Below are 20,028 nucleotides of genomic sequence, written 5' to 3'. Positions count from 1 at the left end.
GTGCCCGGACGGGCGACAAACTGCTTGCCCCTGCGCATCACCCCCCTACGTTTTTTCGCACCACAGGTAGTTTTCATGACGTTACCTTCTACAAAACCTTCTAAAAGAACGGGCGGCTGGAGCGCCGTGCTGGCCATGTCGTTGGCCGCATTCGCCCTGGTCGCTTCAGAGTTCATGCCCGTCAGCCTGCTGACGCCGATTGCGGCAGACCTGCACATCACCGAGGGCCAGGCCGGGCAGGGGATTTCCGTGTCCGGTGCCTTTGCCTTGATCACCAGTTTGTTGATCGCCTCGGTCGCCGCTCGCATCGAACGCAAGCAGCTTCTGCTGGGCCTGACCCTGCTTATGATCGTCTCCGGAACGGTCGTCGCGCTCGCCCCGGGCTACCCGTCCTTCATGTTCGGACGTGCGCTGATCGGGATTGCGATCGGTGGTTTCTGGTCGTTGTCGGCGGCGACTGCCATGCGCCTGGTGAAGCCTGAACAGGTTTCCCGTGCGCTGGCCATCGTCAATGGCGGCAACGCTTTGGCCACGGTCATCGCCGCTCCGGCGGGCAGCTTCCTGGGCTCGTTGATCGGCTGGCGCGGCGCATTCTTCTGTGTGGTTCCGGTCGCGGTGCTTGCCGCCGTGTGGCTGCTGATCAGCCTGCCGTCCTTCAAGGCCGAACGCCAGGCAGGTAGCGGCAACGTTCTGCGTCTGATGAAGCAATTGCCAGTGGCCTTGGGCATGGTCGCCGTCAGCGTCTTTTTCATGGGCCAGTTCATGCTGTTCACCTACCTGCGACCATTTCTTGAGGGCGTGACGGGCGTCGGTGTCTCAACCTTGTCGCTCATGCTGCTGGGGCTGGGACTGGCCGGGTTTATCGGCACCTTTCTGATCGAACGGTTTATGGGGCGCGGCCTCTACCGCACGCTGACCGCCATTCCGCTGATCATGGCGGTGATTGCGCTGGCGTTGATCAGCTTCGGCAAATCGCCGGTGCTGACCGCCGTGTTGCTCGGACTCTGGGGGCTGGTCGCCACGGCCGCACCGGTCGGCTGGTGGACATGGCTGGCGCAGACGCTCCCGGATGATGCTGAAGCGGGAGGCGGCTTGCTGGTAGCCATCGTCCAGCTGGCGATCGCCGGCGGCGCAATCATTGGCGGTCTGGCCTTTGATTTGAGCGGCTACAAAGCCACCTTCGAGCTTAGCGCCGCTGTCCTGGTCGCCGCTTCCGTGCTGGCCTGGCTGGCCGGGCGCAATGCCACGCAAGTTCATCTTGTCGAGTCGAGCGCGACAGCCTGACGAGATCACATGCAACCCGTTTCGCCCTATGGCTCAAGCATCAAACTGCGCCAAACGATAACGGGCGGTTGAACCTGCACATCATCCGGTTGAAGCACTTGCTGCTCCTCTGGCGAAGTCACTTCGGCTGAGGGCCGCTCCAGCAGTAAAGGCTGTGCAGTGTCTACGTTCGATTCAGAAACAGGCGGCGTGGTCATTTGAGCGCGACAACGACCTTGCCCTTGGCGCGTCCCCGCTCAACGTACTTCAATGCCTCGGCCGTTGATTCAAAGGGGAAGGCGCGATCAACCACAGTTTTGATGATCCCGTCCTCAACGAGCGCGGTGATGCGTTGCAGTTGAGCGCCATTGGCCCGCATGAACACAAACGCATAGCTGACGTCCTGCTTGCGCGCTTTGCGACGAATGCCAAGGCTCAGCAGGCGCATGACTTGCTGCAATGGCCAGGACAACCCTTGTTCCCTCGCGAACTGCACAGTGGGTGGGCCCGAGATGGAAATGAGTTGACCACCGGGTTTCAGGACCTTGAGTGACTTCTCCAGCACGTCGGCGCCGAGGCTGTTCAGCACCACGTCGTAGTCTTGCAGCACTTTTTCGAAGTCCTGCTGTGTGTAGTCGATCACCAGATCGGCCCCCAGCGCCTTGACCCATTCGACATTGGCGGTGCTGGTGGTTGTGGCGACAAACGCACCGAGGTGTTTGGCAAGCTGAATGGCAATGGTGCCGACGCCGCCTGAGCCTGCGTGAATCAGTACTTTCTGGCCCTTTTGCAGCCGGGCGGTTTCAACCAGTACTTGCCAGGCAGTCAGTGCAACAAGGGGCAAGGACGCGGCTTGTACCATGTCGGTATTGCCAGGTTTCAGGGCAACCGCGTTTTCGTTCACGGCGATCAATTGGGCGAACGTCCCGATCCGCGCTTCGGGCGGGCGAGCATATACCGCGTCTCCCGGTTTGAAGCGTGTCACCTTCGAACCGACTTCAATCACGACTCCCGCCAGGTCATTGCCCAGGATCAACGGCAAGGCGTAGGGCAGGATCAGTTTGAACTCGCCTTTGCTGATCTTCGAATCCAGCACGTTGACGCTGCTCGCATGAACCTCGATCAAGACGTCGTGGGCACCGACTGCGGGGGCGGGCGCTTCGCCAATGCGTCCGGGGTTCTTGCCATAGCCATCAATCAGAAATGCTTTCATCGTGGTGCGGCTCTTGCTGGTTGTACGGAGGGTAGTCGGTGGGGTGCGGTGTTGCTGCGTGACGTGATCAAGCATCGAGAAACGCCTGCGCCTTGGCCACAAAGTCGGCGTGATGCTGGAAAATCCCGCCGTGCCCGGCATCCTCATAAATCACCAACTGTGCGTCGGGGATAAGCCTGGCCAGTTCAAACGAGTTAACGCTGGGCACCATGATGTCGTTGTCGCCGTTGACGACCAGCGTCGGTGTGCGCAAGCGTCCAAGCGCTTGCCGCGGTTGTTTGCCCCACGCCGTGATGGCTTTCAATTGCCGCAGGAAGGCGCGTGGTGTCGGGCCCTTGTCGCGATTGTTCTTGCGTGCCTTGAGGCGCCCTAAATACTGCGAGGCAGACTGTCGCCCATTGGCCGACGAGGTGAAGAAAAGGTAGAACTTGGGATCGCGCAGGGTCAGCAAGCCTTTGAGGATCAATGGCCATGACACTGTGCCGACCTTGTCGATGCCGGTGCCGCCCGCCGGTCCAGTACCGGTCAGAATCAACCGGCGTACCAAGTCAGGCGCCTTGAGGGCAATGTCCTGAGCGACGAAACCTCCGAGGGAAAATCCGAGCACATCCACGGTTTTCAGCCCCAGCGCCCTGATCAGTTGGATGGCATCGTCGGCCATTTCACCCACCGTCAGTGGCGCGGTACCACCCGAGTTGCCGATACCGCGATAGTCGGTGGTGATGACGCGTCTGGTTTGCGCCAAGCCATCGATGATCGCGGGGTCGAAGTTGTCCAGCACCGCGCCCCAATGATTGAACAGCACGAGGGGCACGCCGGTTGCGGGCCCGGTGTCGCGGTAGGCGTAGGGAATGCCGTTGACCGTGATCGACTGGTTCGCCGCGTCGATGAACGACGTCGGCGAACCCGAGTGTGAATTTGTCTGCATTGAACTCATTGTCACTCCGGCAAGCCGGCAGGATTCGATGCAATGCCATGTGCCTGCATCGAATCTGCCGCGAATGCTCGCTGGCAAAAAATCACTGTGGCGTCTGGTAGCGCTGGGCGACCGCAGACTGGCGAATTTGCCCCAGCAGGCCCTGGCGTGCGCTCTGCAGGTCATCCCAGCGCTCGGCTTCGTGCAGCGGCGGGATGGTTACAGGTTCGCGACGATCGAAACCGACCAGTGCGGCATCCACCAGATCACCCACTTCCATGATTTCGCTCAGGGTGTTGATGTCGACGCCGGAGCGATCCCAGATTTCCGTGCGAGTGGCGGCGGGCAGCACGGCTTGCACATAGACACCTTGCGGCGACAGTTCCAGGCTCAGTCCCTGGGACAGGAACAGCACGAAGGCCTTGGTCGCACCGTAGACGCTCATGCCGAACTCCGGCGCCAGGCCCACCACCGAACCGATGTTGATGATTGCGCCGTCGCCGGCCTTGGCCAGGCGTGGGGCGATGGCGCTGGCGAGCCGCACCAGCGCCGTGGTGTTGAGGGCAACCAGTTGCGCAACGCTGTCGGTGCTTTGATCGACGAAGTGGCCGGACAGCGCAGCGCCGGCGTTGTTGACGAGGATGCCGATACGGGCGTCGTCGCGCAGGCGGCTTTCAACGGTGGTCAGATCGGCGAGTTGGGTCAGGTCTGCCGGGATGACATCGACGGCGACGTCGTGCTCGCTGCGCAAGCGCGCTGCCAGTGTGTCCAGGCGAGCCTGATCGCGGGCGACCAGTACCAGATCGTGACCACGTTTGGCGAAGCGTTCGGCATAGACGGCACCAATGCCGGTGGAGGCGCCGGTGATGAGAACAGTAGGGCGAGTGCTCATGGGGTATCTCTCTTTCAGGAGGTGAGAAACGGAACGCGCTCAGCTTGCGCTGACGCTTGATTCAGCCAGCGTCGGATAGTCGATGTAGCCCGCCGCGCCGCCACCGTAGAGGGTGGCGGGATTGAACGCGGACAGCGGCGCGCCCTGCTTCAGGCGCTCCACCAGATCCGGGTTGCCAATGAACGGGCGACCGAAGGCGATCAGGTCGGCCTGGTCTTCGGCGAGCCGCGCGTTCGCCAGGTCGAGGTCATAGCCGTTGTTGGCGATATAGGTGTTTTTGAAGCGCTGGCGCAGGGCGCCACAATCGAAAGGCGCCACGTCGCGCGGGCCGCCGGTCGCGCCTTCGACCACGTGCAGGTAAACCACACCGAGGGCGTCGAGTTGCTCGACGACGTAATTGAATTGCGCCTGCGGATCGCTGCTGGATACGCCGTTGGCTGGCGACACTGGAGACAGACGCACACCGGTGCGATCCGCGCCGATCTCATTGACGACCGCCGCCGTCACTTCGAGCAACAGACGCGCACGATTTTCAATCGAACCGCCGTAAGCGTCGGTGCGCAGATTGGCGTTGTCCTTGAGGAATTGATCCAGCAAGTAGCCGTTTGCACCGTGAATCTCCACGCCATCGAACCCGGCCGCGACCGCGTTGGCCGCGGCCTGGCGGAAATCGGAGACGATCCCCGGCAGTTCGTCGAGTTCCAGCGCGCGGGGTTCGGAAACGTCTTCAAAACGGTTGTTGACGAACACTTTGGTCGCGGCACGCAGCGCAGACGGGGCCACCGGTGCGGCGCCGTTTTCTTGCAGGTCAACGTGTGAAACGCGGCCGACATGCCACAGCTGCAGGAAGATTTTTCCGCCCTTGGCGTGAACCGCATCGGTGACCGTGCGCCAACCGTCTATCTGCGCCTGTGTGTAGATCCCGGGGGTGTCCTGATAACCCTGACCCTGTCGGGAAATCTGCGTCGCTTCGCTGATCAGCAAACCGGCGCTGGCGCGCTGGCTGTAATAGATCGCCGCGAATTCGCTCGGGACAAAGCCCTGGCCCGCGCGGTTGCGTGTCAGCGGCGCGAGAACAGCGCGGTTCGACAGCGTGAGACTGCCTAGCGTGTAAGGGGAGAAAAGAGTCTGTTTGGTCATCTGATGAATCTTCCGTGCCCGTGAATGGAGATCGGTGGGTGTGAAATTAGGATGATGATCGAAATCTAAACTGTCAACGGTTTTGATTATGGACGACATCTATGTATCATCGGACGCAGGAATTCCCGCTAAACACGAGGTATTGCACGTGAGAGTGACCAAGGCCCAGGCGCAGGCCAATCGAGAACACATCGTTGAGACGGCCTCAGAGCTGTTCCGTGAGCGTGGCTTTGACGGCGTCGGTGTGGCGGATCTCATGGCGGCTGCCGGTTTCACCCATGGAGGCTTTTACAAGCACTTCGGCTCGAAGGCTGATCTGATGGCCGAAGCCTCGGCCTGCAGTCTTGGCAAATCGTTGACCGGCGCCCAGGCGCTCGATGTTCCCGGTTTCATCGACGTCTACGTGAACAGAGAACATCGCGACGGACGCGGCAGCGGTTGCACGATGGCCGCACTGTGTGGCGACGCGGCGCGTCAGTCGGACGATGTGAAAGCCACGTTTGCCGAAGGCATTGAACGCACCCTGCAAACTCTGGGGGAAAAATATCCGACAGGGCCGGATGCCGCGGAGGGCGAGGGGAGGAAGAAAATGATCGACTTGCTGTCGCGTGCGGTCGGCGCGATTGTCTTGTCACGCGCTTGCCCGGATGATTCGGCATTGGCGGATGAAATTCTTGAGGTTTGCCGCGCTGAAATGTTTGCTTCATTACCGGTGCTGCCGGTCGATGAAGTGGAAACGCCGTAGAAGGGCCGATCCGCGCTGTTCGATGACTTGAGCGTCAGCGCGTTTTCAGCCAGTCGGATTTTCGTGAAATATGTACGCTATTGGTCACGATTTGTAAGACCTCGACAGGGTGAGTAAGCTACGCCCATGAATCAGCCATCCATATCTTCGCCCGGCCCACGTGGTCCAGTCGATCACGACATTCGTGATCAGATCGTCGCGGCAGCCAATGAACATTTCAGCCAATACGGCTATGGCAAAACCACGGTTTCCGATCTGGCCAGGGCCATCGGTTTTTCCAAGGCGTACATCTATAAATTCTTTGATTCCAAGCAGGCGATCGGCGAAGCGATCTGCTCAAATTGTCTGGGGCAAATGGTTGCAGCGGTCGAACAGGCTGTTAACGCAGAGGCGATTTCGCCGACCGAGCGTTTACGCCGGCTGGTGAAGACCGTGATTGCCACGGGTGTGGACCTGTTCTTCAATGATCGCAAGCTTTACGACATCGCGGCATTCTCGGCAGCGGAGCGCTGGCCCAGTGCGCAGATGTATGAAGACCAGATCAAGCGCTTTATCTTCGACATCGTGCGTGAAGGGCGGGAGCTCGGAGAGTTCGAGCGCAAGACCCCGCTGGACGAGACCGTCGAGGCGATTCATCTGGCCCTGCGTCCCTTCGTCAACCCGTTGCTGCTGCAGCACAATCTCGATTTTATCGAGGTAGCGCCCACGCTGACCTCCAACCTCATTCTGCGTAGCCTGATGCCCTGACCTGAAAGCGATCTGGTGGTGCTGCTCAGCGTGCCGCTACAGGTTGTGATTCAGTGGGTTGCCAACCCCCGCCCAGCGACTTGAATACCGCCACCGCCGCGCGGGCCGATTCCGTCCGCGCCTGCGCTCTGGCGTCGGAGGCCTGCAGCAATGTTTCGTCGGCGTGCAGGACATCGATCAGGCTGGCGGTGCCTTTTTCATAGGCGGTGAACGAGGACTGGCGTGCTTGAGTCAGCGCCGCTTCGCCGCCAGTCAGGGTCGTGGTCTGGGTTTGCCGATTCACCAGTGAGGACAGCGCGTTCTCTACATCTTCGGTGGCGCGCAGTACCGACTGGCGATAGGCCGCCAATGCTTCAGATTCCTGACCTTTGGCCTGATCGATCCGGGCGTTGATGCGTCCGAAGTCAAATAGCCGCCAGCGCAAACCCAACACACCGGCAGATTGGCTTGCGCCGCCGGTGAAAAGATTGCCGCCGGATACGGCTGTCGCGCTGCCGAGCAAGGCGCTGAGGGAAAATTTCGGGTAGTACTCGGCAATCGCTTCACCGATACGCGCGTTGGAGGCCGCAAGACGGCGTTCGGCCACGATCAGATCCGGTCTGCGCCGCAGCAGATCTGCCGGTGTGCCCAGTGCAGTCAGCGACGGCACATCGGGAATCTCGCCCTCACGTGCCAGTTGCGTGCGGTGAGTGCCGGGAGGCGTGCCGAGCAGCACGTCCATCGCATTCATGGCTGCCTCCAGACCGCTTTGCAGTACCGGAACGGTCGCCTGGACTTGCGACAACTCACCCTCGGCCTGGCGCACCTGATACTCCGCGGCCAGACCCTTGCCGTAAAGTAACCGGACCTTTTCCAGCAACGCACGCCGGGCATCGACTTGCCGGTTGGCGATGTCCAGCCGCGCCTGTAATCCGCGCAGGGTGATGTAGATATCGGCCGTTTGCGCAGCGATCGCCAGCCTCGTCGCCGTGAAACCGGCTGCTGAGGCCTGATACTCAGCCAGTGCCGCCTCACGCCCACGGCGCAGTCCGCCAAAGATATCGACTTCCCAGCCCGCCTCGAAGTTGACCTCGTAGGCATTGCCATAGCGGTCATAGCCGGGTGTTGAATTCAACACCCGGCCCAGAGGTGTCTCGACGGACTGATAAGCGCGTGCCGCCTGTGCGTTGATGTTCGCCGAGGGCAGCAATGCTGCATTTGCGGCGCCCAGTCCGGCCTTGGCCTGGGTGACGCGCGCTGATGCCTGTGCCAGGTCCAGATTCTGCTGCAAGGCCTGGTCGATGAGGTCGGTCAGCAGCGGATCATTGAAGCTTTCCCACCAGGCGGCAAGGCTGTCCGGTGTCGATCCGGATCGTGGTTCGACAGCAGACTGCCCCAGGTAATGATCTGAAAGCGGGGCGTCCGGACGATGGTAATCCGGACCCGCCGCACAACCTGCCATGAGGCTGGCGGTAACTAAAAGAGCAATCGGGCGCAGGGGAGGCATCGGCGTTCCTTAACGAGATTTTCGTGACCATATTACGTAATGGTCACAATGTGTCAATTAAGGCTTGAAAAGGCAATCACGGCATAAATGATAAAACCGGAGCGTCGAATACCTCATACAATGTGACTGTTGACGATGTTGGTCACAAGGATGAGAATATGATGATCATCCTATTTCAGTAAGAGAACCTATGCGCCGGCTCCGAACGTTCCCCATTGCCGCATGCCTGTTGCCGCTCGCCCTGGCGGCGTGCGGTGATTCCTCATCCGTTGCAGACCCGCGCACACAGGCGCCTCTGGTCAGGTTCACCGCCGTTCAGGCTGCGGCTGACGGTTCTCGCACCTTCACGGGAGTGGTGACTGCGCGCATTCAGGGCGACCTGGGGTTTCGCGTTTCGGGCAAGGTGCTCGAGCGTCTGGTTGACACGGGGCAGAGCGTCAAACGCGGTCAGCCGCTGATGCGGCTCGACCCCATCGACTTGGGGTTGCAGGCACGCGCGCAGCAGGAGTCGGTCATCGCCGCACGGGCCCGCGCCAGGCAGACAGCCGATGACGAAGCCCGCTATCGCACTCTGGTCAGCGCCGGCGCCATTTCCGCATCGGCCTACGATCAGATCAAAGCCGCCGCAGATACCGCCAAGGCCCAACTCAGCGCCGCTGAAGCGCAAGCGGACGTTGCCCGCAACGCTTCCGGTTATGCGGTGCTGGTTGCCGATGCCGACGGCGTTGTGGTGGAAACACTCGCCGAACCCGGACAAGTCGTCAGCCCTGGACAACCGGTGGTTCGACTGGCGCGGGCAGGGCAGCGCGAGGCCATCGTGCACTTGCCCGAGACCTTGCGCCCCGCAGCAGGATCCACTGCGCAAGCCACGCTCTATGGCGACGCCTCGGGTGCTGTTACCGCGAAACTGAGGTTGCTTTCGGATTCGGCGGACCGCACGACGCGTACGTTCGAGGCGCGCTACGTACTGGAAGGCGCGCTGGCCAATGCGCCGATAGGTTCGACAGTCACACTCAGAATCGCCGAGGGTTCGCCACCTGCCGCATCGTTGCAAGTGCCTGTCGCCGCGCTTTACGACGCGGGTCAAGGTCCTGGCGTGTGGGTCATCGACGGCACACCGCCAACCGTGACCTGGCGAGCGGTTCGGGTGCTGGGGTTGAGCGACGATTCGGCCCGAGTCGCTGGCGATCTCCGGGTCGGCGAACAGATTGTGGCGCTGGGCGCTCACCTGTTGCGCGAAGGTGAAGCAGTAAGAATGCCCGTGCCTGATGCGGCGACCGTTGCCGGGAGTCGTCCATGAGCGAGGGCCGATTCAACCTTTCTGCCATCGCCGTTCGCGAGCGTTCGATCACGGTCTTTCTGATTTTCCTGATCGCCGTTGCCGGCACCCTGGCGTTCTTCCAGCTGGGGCGTGCCGAAGATCCTCCGTTTACGGTCAAGCAGTTGACCGTCATCACGGCGTGGCCGGGGGCGACCGCACAGGAGATGCAGGATCAGGTCGCGGAGCCACTGGAAAAACGCCTGCAAGAACTCAAATGGTACGACCGCTCGGAAACCTATACGCGGCCAGGGCTCGCTTTCACGATGGTCTCGTTGCTCGATAGCACGCCGCCCTCGCAAGTGCAGGAAGAGTTCTATCAGGCGCGTAAAAAACTCGACGATGAAGCGATCAAGTTGCCGGCGGGCGTCATCGGGCCGATGGTCAACGACGAGTATTCGGACGTGACCTTTGCGCTGTTCGCCCTGAAAGCCAAGGGCGAGCCGCAGCGTCTGCTGGTCCGCGATGCGGAGTCCATGCGCCAGCGCCTGTTGCATGTGCCGGGTGTGAAGAAGGTCAACATCATCGGCGAACAAGCCGAACGGATATTTGTTTCTTTCTCGCATGACCGGTTGGCGACTCTGGGCTTGTCGCCGCAGGACATCTTCGCCGCGCTGAACAGTCAGAACGCACTGACCCCGGCCGGATCAATCGACACCAGCGGGCCACAGGTTTTTCTACGTCTCGATGGTGCGTTCGACAAGCTGCAAAAAATCCGCGACACCCCTGTGATCGTGCAGGGGCGGACACTCAAGTTGTCTGATGTGGCGACGGTCGAACGCGGTTACGAAGACCCGGCCACCTTCCTGGTGCGCAATAACGGCGAAGAGGCGCTGTTGCTCGGTGTGGTGATGCGTGAGGGCTGGAACGGTCTTGATCTGGGCAAGGCGCTGGATGCCGAGACCGTCAGGATCAATGAGGAAATGCCCTTGGGCATGAGCCTCTCCAAGGTCACCGACCAGGCGGTGAATATCGACTCCGCCGTTGGCGAGTTCATGGTCAAGTTCTTTGTCGCGCTGCTGGTGGTCATGCTTGTCTGCTTTCTGAGCATGGGCTGGCGTGTCGGCGTGGTGGTCGCCGCTGCGGTGCCGTTGACCCTGGCGATCGTGTTTGTGGTGATGGCGGCCACCGGCAAGAATTTCGACCGTATTACCCTCGGGTCATTGATCCTGGCGCTTGGTTTGCTGGTCGACGATGCGATCATTGCCATTGAGATGATGGTGGTGAAAATGGAGGAGGGCTACGATCGCATCAAGGCGTCTGCCTATGCCTGGAGCCACACGGCGGCGCCGATGCTGTCCGGAACCCTGGTGACGGCGATCGGTTTTTTGCCCAACGGTTTCGCTCAGTCCACGGCCGGCGAATACACCAGCAACATGTTCTGGATTGTGGGCATCGCTCTCATCGCTTCGTGGGTCGTGGCGGTGGCGTTTACTCCTTATCTGGGCGTGAAACTGTTGCCGGACATCAAGGCAGTCGAGGGTGGACATGCGGCGATCTACAACACGCCGCGATACAACCGCTTCCGTCGGGTTCTGACCCGGGTCATTGCGCGCAAATGGCTGGTCGCGGGCATGGTTATTGTGCTGTTCTTCGTGGCGGCGGCGGGCATGGGCCTGGTGAAGAAACAGTTCTTCCCGACCTCTGACCGTCCCGAAGTCATGATCGAGGTGCAAATGCCCTACGGCACTTCCATCGAGCAGACCAGCGCCACGGCAGCCAAGGTCGAAGCCTGGCTGCGCCAGCAGGATGAGGCGAAAATCGTCACGGCCTATATCGGTCAGGGGGCGCCGCGTTTCTTCCTGGCGATGGCGCCGGAACTGCCCGATCCGTCGTTCGCCAAGATCGTGGTGCTGACCGACAGTCAGGAAGCACGGGAAACCCTCAAGTTGCGTTTTCGTGACGCGGTGGCTCAAGGGCTCGCCCCGGAAGCGCGTCTCAGGGCAACGCAAATCGTGTTTGGTCCTTACTCGCCGTTTCCGGTGGCCTACCGGGTGATGGGGCCTGATCCGGCCAAGTTGCGGGTGATCGCCGAGCAGGTGCGGGGCGTGATGCAGGACAGCCCGATGATGAGAACCGTGAACACTGATTGGGGCCCGCTGACGCCGTCGTTGCATTTCAATTTGGATCAGGACCGTCTGCAGGCTGTGGGGCTGACATCGACTGCGGTTGCGCAGCAGTTGCAGTTCCTGCTCAGCGGAGTACCGATCACGGCGGTGCGTGAGGATATTCGTTCAGTGCAGGTCATGGGGCGGGCAGCGGGCGATATCCGGCTCGATCCACAGCAAATCGAAGGCTTCACCCTGGTCGGTGCGTCGGGGCAGCGGGTCCCGTTGTCGCAGATAGGCGAGGTCGATGTGCGCATGGAGGATCCGATCCTGCGCCGGCGTGATCGCACTCCGACCATCACCGTGCGCGGCGACATTGCCGAAGACTTGCAGCCACCGGACGTTTCCAGTGCGCTGCTGAAGCAACTGCAGCCGATCATCGAGAAACTGCCTTCCGGTTACCGGATCGAGCAGGCGGGTGCGATCGAAGAGTCCGGCAAGGCCGGCAAGGCGATCCTGCCGTTGTTGCCGATCATGATCGCCATGACCCTGGTCATCATCATTGTGCAGGTCCGTTCGATCTCGGCGATGATCATGGTGTTCCTGACCTCGCCGTTAGGCTTGATTGGCGTGGTGCCGACACTGCTGATCTTCAATCAGCCGTTTGGCATCAATGCGCTGGTCGGGTTGATTGCACTGTCGGGGATCCTGATGCGCAATACGCTGATTTTGATCGGTCAGATCCATCACAACGCGCAAGAAGGGCTGGATCCGTTTCACGCTGTCGTCGAAGCCACGGTGCAACGTGCGCGACCGGTACTGTTGACGGCCCTGGCGGCGATCCTGGCGTTCATTCCCCTGACACACTCGGTGTTCTGGGGGACGCTGGCCTATACCCTGATTGGCGGTACGCTCGTCGGCACCGTCATGACGTTGGTGTTCCTGCCCGCGATGTACTCGATCTGGTTCAAGATCGGTCCCGACGCCAGGGCGCGGGCTGCAATAGTCAAACCGATGTAGCGATAAATGCAGGAAATCGAGGCCCGTTCTGGCGGACCTCTTTGTCCGCGCACGTGAACAGCCTGGCGCTATTGGCTCGTCATTTCCAAACCCCGGAAACGTCCGCGTGAGCCCTTGGTGCCAGAGCTTATGAAATCGTGTACCAGTGGAAATGGATGTACTCGTCTTCATACTCCGCGAACAGTGAAACGATGAAATCCGTCTTCATTGAGTACATCAACAACGCTCCGACAAAACCTGTCGGCTCATGCAGCGGTTGCTTGAGCGGAGCAATCAAATCAATCGTCCGATCCACAATCATCTGATTGAAAACAGCTTCCGGGATTTTCTCAAACTTGGCGTCGGATACGTGTTGCGGGAAACGGCTGTCACTTTCAGGTCGCCAATCCAGGTACTCCGCCTGGAGCCAGAATTTCAGTCCGTCTTCACCATGCCGTTTGGGTGCGCGAGTTATTCTGATGGTCTCCTGCGACTCAGAATATCGAAAGGCGTCGTTTGGATAGGTGACGTAGTAGAGACCGCGACATTCACTTCGTGCAGCACTACAAATCTGCTGGTCACTCGATAGTTGATCGAAATCGCTTCTGTCGAACATGTAAATACCTGCGGTTTACTTCGTGCAATTGGGCTGGAGCGCGCGATGTTAGCAAAATAGTCTTGCCGATTTTTCCAGGAGGCGTCTTCACCCCGTTTTGGCCAGACTCAAAGCAAGTCTTCAGGCTGCATCGTCAAAATGATTTTCCCGACGTTCTCGGAAGACTCCATTCGGCGGTGAGCATCGGCAGCCCGTGATAACGCAAACGTGCTATCGACGACAGGCTCAAGGCTTCCGGCCCCCTCAAAGCGATCAAGCCAGTGCTCGCGGAAGCGCTTGATCATGTCGTGCTTCTCCGGCTGCGTACGCGACTTCATCACCGTACCGATGATTTGCAAATGGCGGTAAAGAATGTCCTCCAGCGCTACGGTCACGTTGCCGCCTGCGCCGAGGATGCCCACTTGCACCAGGCGACCGCCCTTTGCAAGGGACGCAATGTTGCGTGCGAAGTAGGGCGCCCCGATAAAGTCGATGATGACATCGACGCCGCGCCCCTGGGTTTTGGCGGCGATTACGTCAGCGAAATCCTGCGTCTTGTAGTCGATCGCCACGTCAGCGCCCAAATGCTCGACACGCGCCAACTTGCTGCCGTCGGTCGTCGCATACACCGTGGCACCCGTAGCGTACGCCAGCTGCACCGCGGCCGACCCGACGCCGCCGGCGGCCGCATGAATCAACACTGAATCGCCGGCCTTGAGCCGAGCCAGATGCATCATCGCTTCATGGGCCGTGACGAAGACCTCGGGAATGGCTGCCGCGTGTACATAGTCAAGCTGCGCCGGGATGTGCATGGCCATGCGGTAATCGATGCGTGCCAGTTCGGCGTAGGCACCGCCACCGACCACGCCCATGATTCGATCTCCTGCTTCGAACCCCGTCACCGCGCTACCTTTCCCGATCACTTCGCCGGCGATTTCCAGACCGATGATCATTGAGTCGCCGAAATTAGGACGGCCGTACCCACCGGTCCGGTGAGTCAGGTCCGCACGATTCACCCCGGCGGCATAGACACGTACCAGAAGGTCGTCAGGACGGACTTCAGGGCTGGCAACTTCTACGAGTTCGAGGACGTCTGGCGCACCAAACGCTCTGATGTCGATGGCTTTCATTCAGTTGTTCTCCGTTGCGCTGAACGTGGCGTTGGCGATCGCCGATGCGGTGATCGCGCCGGGGAAACCCACGTAAAAAGCCAGGTGGGTGATCGCTGCCGCCAGTTCGTCTTGGGTTACACCGTTGCCAGCCGCGCGGCGTAAGTGGGCAGGCAACTCTTCCGAATGACCACCGGCAATCAACGCCGCTACGGTGATCAGGCTACGGTCGCGCGGGGACAGCGCCGGATCGCTCCAGATTTGCGGATATAGTGTCGAGTCCACGAATTGCGCCAGCTTTGGCGTGAACGCGCGCGCGGCTTCGCGAGGACTGTTGAAATTGATCCTGGACATGGGCGAGCTCCTTAAACCTGGCTGATGAATTTGTGGGTGAGATAGTGCTCGATACCTTCAATGCCACCTTCGGAGCCGTGACCGCTCTCTTTCATTCCGCCGAAGGGGAGCTCGGTAGCGACGATGCGGTATTGGTTGATCCCGATCATCCCGGCCTCCAATCCGTCCGCGACGTCAATGGCCGTGCGAGCGCTGGTGGTGAACGCATAGGCAGAGAGGCCGTAGGGCAGGCGGTTGGCTTCTTTCAAACCATCTGCCAGTTCATCGAACGGCATCAGCACGGCGATAGGGCCGAAAGGCTCTTCGTGCATCACGCGGGCATCCATCGGCACATCCGCCAGAACCGTGGGTGGGAAGAAGTAGCCTTCGCCTGACAAGGCTTCACCACCGACCAATACCCGTGCACCTTTTTCGACGGCGTCGGCGACCAGTTCTTCCATCTTTGCCAATTGCCTTGGGTTGGCCAACGGTCCGACCTGGGTGTCAGGATGCAAGCCGTCGCCGATCCGCAGGGCCTGGGTCGCAGCGACAAAGTGATCAACGAAGGCTTGATAGGCACCACGCTGGATCAAAAACCGAGTGGATGAAATGCACACTTGCCCGGTCCCGCGAAACCGATTGGCGACACCTTCGATGGCGGCTTTTTCAATGTCGGCATCTTCGAATACCAGAACCGGTCCGTGTCCACCCAGTTCGAGGGTGATGGGCTTCACGCCTTCAGCCGCTCGTGCGGAGAGCAGGCGCCCGATGGGCACCGAACCGGTGAACGTCACTTTGCGAATGATCGGCGAGGCGATCAGATGGCTGGACACTTGATCCGGTACGCCAAAGACCACTTGCAGCACACCCTTGGGCAATCCTGCATCATCGAGTGCACGCGCAAGGGCCAGCGCTGTGGAGGGGCTTTCTTCACCTGGCTTGAGAATGACGCTGCAACCCGCGGCCAGCGCTGCCGCGAGTTTGCGTGCCGGGGTGATGGCCGGGAAATTCCAGGGCGTGAATGCGGCCACCGGGCCGATGGCCTGGCGTTTGACCAGTTGCAGCACGCCTGGTCGATTGGCCGGGACCACACGGCCGTCGATGCGCCGGGCACTTTCGGCGAACCATTCGAAATACTCCGCCGCGCGGGTCACTTCATCCAGGCTTTCACCCAGCGGTTTGCCTTCCTCCAGGGTCATCTGCGCAGCAATCTGCGGTGCACGTTCGAGGATCAGGTCGGCGGCACGTTTGAGAATTTTTGCGCGTTTGTCGGGCACGGTCTGGCGCCATTGCTCGAAGCTCAGGCGAGTCACTGCCAGGGCGTGATCAAGGTCGTCTGCGGTGGAGAGTGGGACGCGTCCGATTTCCCGGCCGGTTGCCGGGTTAACAACGGCGGCAGTCTCGCGCCCTTCGGCGTTGAGCCATTCACCACCGATGAAAAGATAAAGCGGATCGTAGGAAGTCTTCATGATGTGGCCTTCAGTTGGTTGTGAGATTCGTATGAAGCTCGGTGCCTGATTGGCTGTGCTGCAAAGCCAGATCAGGAAGCTTGTGCAACCAAGTCTATGGAAGGAGGGCCCGTTGATTTAGTCGGGCCCAAGGGAATCATTGTTGTCCGCAGAGGTAATATCGGGCTGCGGGCCGACCGTGTAGCATCCTGAAAAAAGCGGTATCACGGGTGAGCGCCAGATCCACAGGAAGGTCGCGATGGATAAGCTTTCGAACATGTCGGTGTACATAAAGGTTGTCGAGATGGGCAGTTTCACGGCCGTGGCCAATCATCTGGACTCCACGGTCGGTAACGTATCGCGTGCTGTATCTGCGCTTGAAAACGCGCTCGACGCACGACTGTTGCAGCGCTCGACGCGGCGCCTGTCGGTCACCGATGCGGGGCGACGGTTCTATGAGCGCTGCACGAAAATTCTGGCTGATCTGGAGAGTGCCGAAGCCGAAGCCAGCAATGCGGCGCTGGAGCCTCGGGGAACACTGCGGGTGCATTGCGTCCCCGGGCTGGCTCGGCATCTGGTCACGCGGGCCGTGCTGGATTACCGCCAGCAATTCCCGGATGTGTCCGTGGATTTACTGCTTTCACAACGCATGCCTAACCTGTTGGAAGACCAACTGGATGTCTCGATTCTGATCGCCCGAGCGCTACCCGATTCCGCATACGTCAGCCAAAAGATCGGTGTCAGCCATTGTGTTCTGGTGGCGTCGCCAGACTACCTGGCCCGGCATGCGCCTCTTGAGACGCCTGAAGATCTGCGTGATCACCAGTGTTTGCTGCTGGGTACGGTGGACTATGCGCGGGATGAGTGGCAGCTCAAAAGCAAGGCGGGGGACGCGACATTTATCCCGACAGGGCCGAGTTTCAGCGTCAACGATATGGATGCGATGGCGCTTGCCATTCGAGAGGGTGCCGGGATTGGCTTGCTGGCCGGTTTCACGGCCATCGACGATCTGCGCTCCGGCAAGCTGGTGCGGGTTTTGCCTGACTACCATACCTACGAGCGTAACGTGTATGCCGTCTATACCTCGCGACAGTTCGTCGATGCAAAAATCACGCGTTTCATCGAAACGTTGAAAGATCAGGTTGGCAGTCAGCTGGCAGCCACGGCCAAAGCACTTATCGGTTGAAACGCTGCGGGGCAGAAAGGTATTTGCGCCTCGATGAAGCAACTTCCCGAGGCGCAATGATCGGCGAACAGGTTACTTAGCCCTGGCTGCACCGGCCCATGACTTTATAGGCCAGTACGTGTTGTTTGCCTTGCGAATCCTGGTAGGTCATGTGTGTCGGTACGACTGCACAAATATCCGGCACCGGGTCTTCAGAGATGACCTTGGCGACATCAAGGTGGGTGCCGTAGCCATATTGCTCGACCTGTTGATTCTTGGCAGTACCGTCCTGTGCCGCTACCACAGAGCTGAAGCCCAAGAGTGCGACGATGATCATTGCAGTTTTCATGATGAGATTCCCTGAAGTAAATGTGATCTTGCTGGCAGGACGAACTTTAGGCTCGAGGGATTTGTGGAAACAGGAGCGAATCAGGGAAAGACTTTTCTACATTCCGAACACAATTGTCAGGTTTCGGACGTCAGAACGCTTGATTTCGGGACTGTCGGCTTTTGACTGAAAACCGCATGTTGAAGACAGCTGCCTCCCTCAGTTGCGAGGTGGAGGAACTAAATTTTTTTGGGGGCGCGCGCAGCCGTGTCGGAAGAGCAGGGGGGCGGAAATGACCGAAAAGATGCGCAAACCCTCCTGAGGGAGAGGAGTAAAATTTCCGGATGCCAGAAACGACAAAGCCCTGAATAATCAGGGCTTTGTCGTATCAAATATGGCGGAGGCGATGGGATTCGAACTCATGGACCTGTTACAGTCGACGGTTTTCAAGACCGTTGCCTTAAACCACTCGGCCACACCTCCGTTGCGTTGCGGGCGCCATAATACCTGAATGAAACACACTGTCAAACTCTGTGCATGGCTTGTTACAGAGCGTCTGTTATGATCTTTGCGACTGAACGTTTCAAACCAACAGGAGTGTCGCCATGCGCGAACAGGATTACGCAGTTCACAACAGCGTGCAGGCTGAGCAGCTAGAGGTTAGCCGCGTCCTGCGCAACACTTACGGTCTACTGGCGCTCACCCTCGCATTCAGCGGTGTGATGGCGTTCGTGGCCCAGCAGATGCGGGTCGGCTACCCGAATATTTTCGTGGTGCTGATCGGTTTCTACGGGCTGTTCTTCCTCACCAACAAGCTTCGTGATTCCGCCTGGGGCCTGGTGTCGGCATTTGCCCTGACCGGTTTCATGGGTTTCCTGCTCGGCCCGATCCTCAATCGTTACCTGGGCATGCAGGGCGGCGCTGAAGTGGTCAGCTCCGCGTTCGCGATGACTGCGCTGGTGTTCGGTGGTCTGTCGGCCTACGTGCTGATCACCCGCAAGGACATGAGCTTCCTCGGTGGCTTCATCACCGCCGGTTTCTTCGTCCTGCTGGGCGCAACGCTGGCGAGCATGTTCTTTCAGATCAGCGGCCTGCAACTGGCGATCAGCGCAGGTTTCGTGCTGTTCTCGTCGGTCTGCATCCTGTTCCAGACCAGCGCCATCATCCACGGCGGCGAGCGCAACTACATCATGGCGACCATCAGCCTGTATGTATCGATCTACAACCTGTTCGTCAGCCTGTTGCAGATCTTCGGCATCATGAGCCGCGACGACTGATCGCTGCACCGCTATAAACAGAAAACCCGCGAAAGCGGGTTTTTTGTTGCCTGCGAAAAAGAGAGCGGGCGATCAATTGATCACGATGCTGCCATCGGCCTGTTGCTTGTAAATCGTGTAGGGCAGCAGCAACGTATCGAGCACTCCCGACACGGCCGCATCGACCATCAAACCCGGCGTCGCGTTCTTGTAGTTGAACGCATCAACGTCATCCGGCTTTTCGGCGTGCAGCATGCAGAAATCGTACGTCACGCCGCTGTAGATGCGCGGTACAGCGCCGCAGTAGGATTTTTTAGTCTTCAACTGGTCGGTGGAAGACTTATCGCTGAACGCCACGGTCTGCACCGTCCCGCACCCGGCCAGCATCAACATCGCCAGCATCAATGCCTGAATTTTCATACCGCCAATCCTTCGCCGGAAAAAACACAATCTACGCCGCTCACGCCATCGGCGGCAACCGACGTTTCACCGGGGTCTTCTTGACGATCGCGGTATTGGTTTCCGCCAGCGTGTTCAACCGATCAAGCAGGGTGTCCAGCTGCTCCATCGAGCGCACATGCAGGCGCGCGATAAAACAGTCTTCTCCGGTGACCTTGTCACATTCGGTGAACTCGGGAATCGACAGGATCTGCCGCTCGACCTCCTGCAACTGCCCCGGCAATGGCCGCACCCGGACAATCGCCTGCAACTGATAACCGAAGCACTTCGGGTCAATCTCTACGGTGTAACCCTTAAGCACACCGCGCTCCTCCAGACGCCGCAGGCGCTCGGCCACGCTGGGCGAGGACAACCCGCTGATTTGCGCCAGCGCCTTGAGCGAGCGCCGCGAATCCTCCATCAAGGCCCCGATCAGGATCTGGTCGATATCGTCGGTCATACAAAAAACTCCCGCATTAGGCGAATGACGCAAACCACCCTTGATAAAAAAGGCAGAAATCGAGTTTAGCCTGCTTTTTGCGCTGGAGAAGCCCCGGTCGCGCTTGGCATACTTTTGCCACACATTAAG

19 protein-coding genes and 1 tRNA gene are annotated in these 20,028 nt (G+C 59.7%); 7 read left to right on the top strand and 13 right to left on the bottom strand.

Translation table 11 applies throughout. The features are described from left to right. Positions 1–75 precede the first annotated feature (75 nt). Positions 76–1,284 carry an MFS transporter gene (locus CAF80_RS08290; protein ID WP_085667147.1) on the top strand — a complete coding sequence of 403 codons (1,209 nt, stop codon included), beginning with the start codon at positions 76–78 and terminating at the stop codon, positions 1,282–1,284. Between the two features lie 193 nt (positions 1,285–1,477). Here CAF80_RS08290 and CAF80_RS08285 read toward each other — a convergent pair whose 3' ends face one another. The 4 genes from CAF80_RS08285 to CAF80_RS08270 all read right to left on the bottom strand — a co-directional run bounded on the left by CAF80_RS08285 (position 1,478) and on the right by CAF80_RS08270 (position 5,424). After that, positions 1,478–2,476, bottom strand: coding sequence for an NADP-dependent oxidoreductase (locus tag CAF80_RS08285; protein ID WP_085667146.1), 999 nt, complete (start codon positions 2,474–2,476; stop codon positions 1,478–1,480). 67 nt (positions 2,477–2,543) lie between these two features. Further along, complete coding sequence (locus CAF80_RS08280; protein WP_085667145.1) at positions 2,544–3,413, bottom strand: alpha/beta fold hydrolase; 870 nt, start codon at positions 3,411–3,413, stop codon at positions 2,544–2,546. A gap of 82 nt (positions 3,414–3,495) precedes the next feature. Then, positions 3,496–4,284, bottom strand: coding sequence for an SDR family oxidoreductase (locus CAF80_RS08275; protein WP_085667144.1), 789 nt, complete (start codon positions 4,282–4,284; stop codon positions 3,496–3,498). Positions 4,285–4,323: 39 nt separating this feature from the next. Continuing rightward, on the bottom strand, positions 4,324–5,424 hold the full coding sequence (locus CAF80_RS08270) for an alkene reductase (RefSeq protein ID WP_074690872.1): 1,101 nt from the start codon (positions 5,422–5,424) through the stop codon (positions 4,324–4,326). A gap of 148 nt (positions 5,425–5,572) precedes the next feature. Here CAF80_RS08270 and CAF80_RS08265 point away from each other — a divergent pair, with 148 nt between their 5' ends. Together CAF80_RS08265 and CAF80_RS08260 are read left to right on the top strand one after the other, a co-directional pair. Continuing rightward, positions 5,573–6,169, top strand: a complete 597-nt coding sequence (locus tag CAF80_RS08265; RefSeq protein WP_170844938.1) for a TetR/AcrR family transcriptional regulator — start codon at positions 5,573–5,575, stop codon at positions 6,167–6,169. A 126-nt stretch (positions 6,170–6,295) separates the two neighbouring features. Next, entirely contained in the window at positions 6,296–6,916 is a 621-nt protein-coding gene (locus CAF80_RS08260; protein WP_085667143.1) for a TetR/AcrR family transcriptional regulator, read from the top strand. A gap of 25 nt (positions 6,917–6,941) precedes the next feature. Here CAF80_RS08260 and CAF80_RS08255 read toward each other — a convergent pair whose 3' ends face one another. Beyond that, a complete protein-coding gene (locus tag CAF80_RS08255) occupies positions 6,942–8,402 on the bottom strand; it encodes an efflux transporter outer membrane subunit (protein ID WP_085667142.1) in 1,461 nt (486 codons plus the stop codon). Positions 8,403–8,592: 190 nt separating this feature from the next. Between CAF80_RS08255 and CAF80_RS08250 the strand changes: the two genes are divergently transcribed. Next, positions 8,593–9,702, top strand: coding sequence for an efflux RND transporter periplasmic adaptor subunit (locus CAF80_RS08250; protein ID WP_085667141.1), 1,110 nt, complete (start codon positions 8,593–8,595; stop codon positions 9,700–9,702). After that, complete coding sequence (locus tag CAF80_RS08245; protein ID WP_085667140.1) at positions 9,699–12,788, top strand: efflux RND transporter permease subunit; 3,090 nt, start codon at positions 9,699–9,701, stop codon at positions 12,786–12,788. Before CAF80_RS08250 ends, CAF80_RS08245 begins: the two co-directional genes overlap by 4 nt. A 127-nt stretch (positions 12,789–12,915) precedes the next feature. On the opposite strand, the gene CAF80_RS08240 is transcribed toward CAF80_RS08245, so the two are convergent. The 4 genes from CAF80_RS08240 to CAF80_RS08225 form a co-directional block, all read right to left on the bottom strand. Next, a complete protein-coding gene (locus CAF80_RS08240) occupies positions 12,916–13,383 on the bottom strand; it encodes a hypothetical protein (protein WP_039772200.1) in 468 nt (155 codons plus the stop codon). A gap of 107 nt (positions 13,384–13,490) precedes the next feature. Beyond that, positions 13,491–14,492 carry an NAD(P)H-quinone oxidoreductase gene (locus CAF80_RS08235; RefSeq protein ID WP_085667139.1) on the bottom strand — a complete coding sequence of 334 codons (1,002 nt, stop codon included), beginning with the start codon at positions 14,490–14,492 and terminating at the stop codon, positions 13,491–13,493. Beyond that, complete coding sequence (locus tag CAF80_RS08230) at positions 14,493–14,825, bottom strand: carboxymuconolactone decarboxylase family protein (RefSeq protein WP_074690879.1); 333 nt, start codon at positions 14,823–14,825, stop codon at positions 14,493–14,495. An 11-nt stretch (positions 14,826–14,836) separates the two neighbouring features. Beyond that, on the bottom strand, positions 14,837–16,273 hold the full coding sequence (locus CAF80_RS08225) for an NAD-dependent succinate-semialdehyde dehydrogenase (protein WP_085667138.1): 1,437 nt from the start codon (positions 16,271–16,273) through the stop codon (positions 14,837–14,839). Between the two features lie 238 nt (positions 16,274–16,511). On the opposite strand from CAF80_RS08225, the gene CAF80_RS08220 reads away from it, so the two are divergent. Next, positions 16,512–17,438, top strand: a complete 927-nt coding sequence (locus CAF80_RS08220) for a LysR family transcriptional regulator (RefSeq protein ID WP_085667137.1) — start codon at positions 16,512–16,514, stop codon at positions 17,436–17,438. A gap of 76 nt (positions 17,439–17,514) precedes the next feature. Here CAF80_RS08220 and CAF80_RS08215 read toward each other — a convergent pair whose 3' ends face one another. Further along, entirely contained in the window at positions 17,515–17,766 is a 252-nt protein-coding gene (locus CAF80_RS08215) for a DUF2790 domain-containing protein (protein ID WP_074690881.1), read from the bottom strand. 374 nt (positions 17,767–18,140) lie between these two features. Beyond that, a tRNA-Ser gene (locus tag CAF80_RS08210) sits at positions 18,141–18,228 on the bottom strand. A gap of 122 nt (positions 18,229–18,350) precedes the next feature. Here CAF80_RS08210 and CAF80_RS08205 point away from each other — a divergent pair. After that, entirely contained in the window at positions 18,351–19,022 is a 672-nt protein-coding gene (locus tag CAF80_RS08205) for a Bax inhibitor-1/YccA family protein (protein ID WP_007955123.1), read from the top strand. A gap of 72 nt (positions 19,023–19,094) precedes the next feature. Here CAF80_RS08205 and CAF80_RS08200 read toward each other — a convergent pair whose 3' ends face one another. Beyond that, positions 19,095–19,421: a YceK/YidQ family lipoprotein gene (locus CAF80_RS08200; protein WP_074690882.1), complete on the bottom strand. Its 327-nt coding sequence runs from the start codon at positions 19,419–19,421 to the stop codon at positions 19,095–19,097. Between the two features lie 40 nt (positions 19,422–19,461). Then, positions 19,462–19,899: an Lrp/AsnC family transcriptional regulator gene (locus CAF80_RS08195; RefSeq protein ID WP_064381847.1), complete on the bottom strand. Its 438-nt coding sequence runs from the start codon at positions 19,897–19,899 to the stop codon at positions 19,462–19,464. Between the last annotated feature and the right edge of the window lie 129 nt (positions 19,900–20,028).

Origin of the sequence: Pseudomonas sp. B34(2017) (assembly GCF_002112915.1) — a bacterium.
GTDB classification, from domain to species: Bacteria; Pseudomonadota; Gammaproteobacteria; order Pseudomonadales; family Pseudomonadaceae; genus Aquipseudomonas; species Aquipseudomonas pharyngis.
This window is presented reverse-complemented; position numbering and strand designations above follow the sequence as displayed.

Coding starts and splice junctions, on each gene's coding strand:
- CAF80_RS08290 (WP_085667147.1), top strand. CDS start 76: ATGACGTTACCTTCTACAAAACCTTCTAAAAGAACGGGCGGCTGGAGC.
- CAF80_RS08285 (WP_085667146.1), bottom strand. CDS start 2,476: ATGAAAGCATTTCTGATTGATGGCTATGGCAAGAACCCCGGACGCATT.
- CAF80_RS08280 (WP_085667145.1), bottom strand. CDS start 3,413: ATGAGTTCAATGCAGACAAATTCACACTCGGGTTCGCCGACGTCGTTC.
- CAF80_RS08275 (WP_085667144.1), bottom strand. CDS start 4,284: ATGAGCACTCGCCCTACTGTTCTCATCACCGGCGCCTCCACCGGCATT.
- CAF80_RS08270 (WP_074690872.1), bottom strand. CDS start 5,424: ATGACCAAACAGACTCTTTTCTCCCCTTACACGCTAGGCAGTCTCACG.
- CAF80_RS08260 (WP_085667143.1), top strand. CDS start 6,296: ATGAATCAGCCATCCATATCTTCGCCCGGCCCACGTGGTCCAGTCGAT.
- CAF80_RS08255 (WP_085667142.1), bottom strand. CDS start 8,402: ATGCCTCCCCTGCGCCCGATTGCTCTTTTAGTTACCGCCAGCCTCATG.
- CAF80_RS08250 (WP_085667141.1), top strand. CDS start 8,593: ATGCGCCGGCTCCGAACGTTCCCCATTGCCGCATGCCTGTTGCCGCTC.
- CAF80_RS08245 (WP_085667140.1), top strand. CDS start 9,699: ATGAGCGAGGGCCGATTCAACCTTTCTGCCATCGCCGTTCGCGAGCGT.
- CAF80_RS08240 (WP_039772200.1), bottom strand. CDS start 13,383: ATGTTCGACAGAAGCGATTTCGATCAACTATCGAGTGACCAGCAGATT.
- CAF80_RS08235 (WP_085667139.1), bottom strand. CDS start 14,492: ATGAAAGCCATCGACATCAGAGCGTTTGGTGCGCCAGACGTCCTCGAA.
- CAF80_RS08230 (WP_074690879.1), bottom strand. CDS start 14,825: ATGTCCAGGATCAATTTCAACAGTCCTCGCGAAGCCGCGCGCGCGTTC.
- CAF80_RS08225 (WP_085667138.1), bottom strand. CDS start 16,273: ATGAAGACTTCCTACGATCCGCTTTATCTTTTCATCGGTGGTGAATGG.
- CAF80_RS08220 (WP_085667137.1), top strand. CDS start 16,512: ATGGATAAGCTTTCGAACATGTCGGTGTACATAAAGGTTGTCGAGATG.
- CAF80_RS08215 (WP_074690881.1), bottom strand. CDS start 17,766: ATGAAAACTGCAATGATCATCGTCGCACTCTTGGGCTTCAGCTCTGTG.
- CAF80_RS08205 (WP_007955123.1), top strand. CDS start 18,351: ATGCGCGAACAGGATTACGCAGTTCACAACAGCGTGCAGGCTGAGCAG.
- CAF80_RS08200 (WP_074690882.1), bottom strand. CDS start 19,421: ATGAAAATTCAGGCATTGATGCTGGCGATGTTGATGCTGGCCGGGTGC.
- CAF80_RS08195 (WP_064381847.1), bottom strand. CDS start 19,899: ATGACCGACGATATCGACCAGATCCTGATCGGGGCCTTGATGGAGGAT.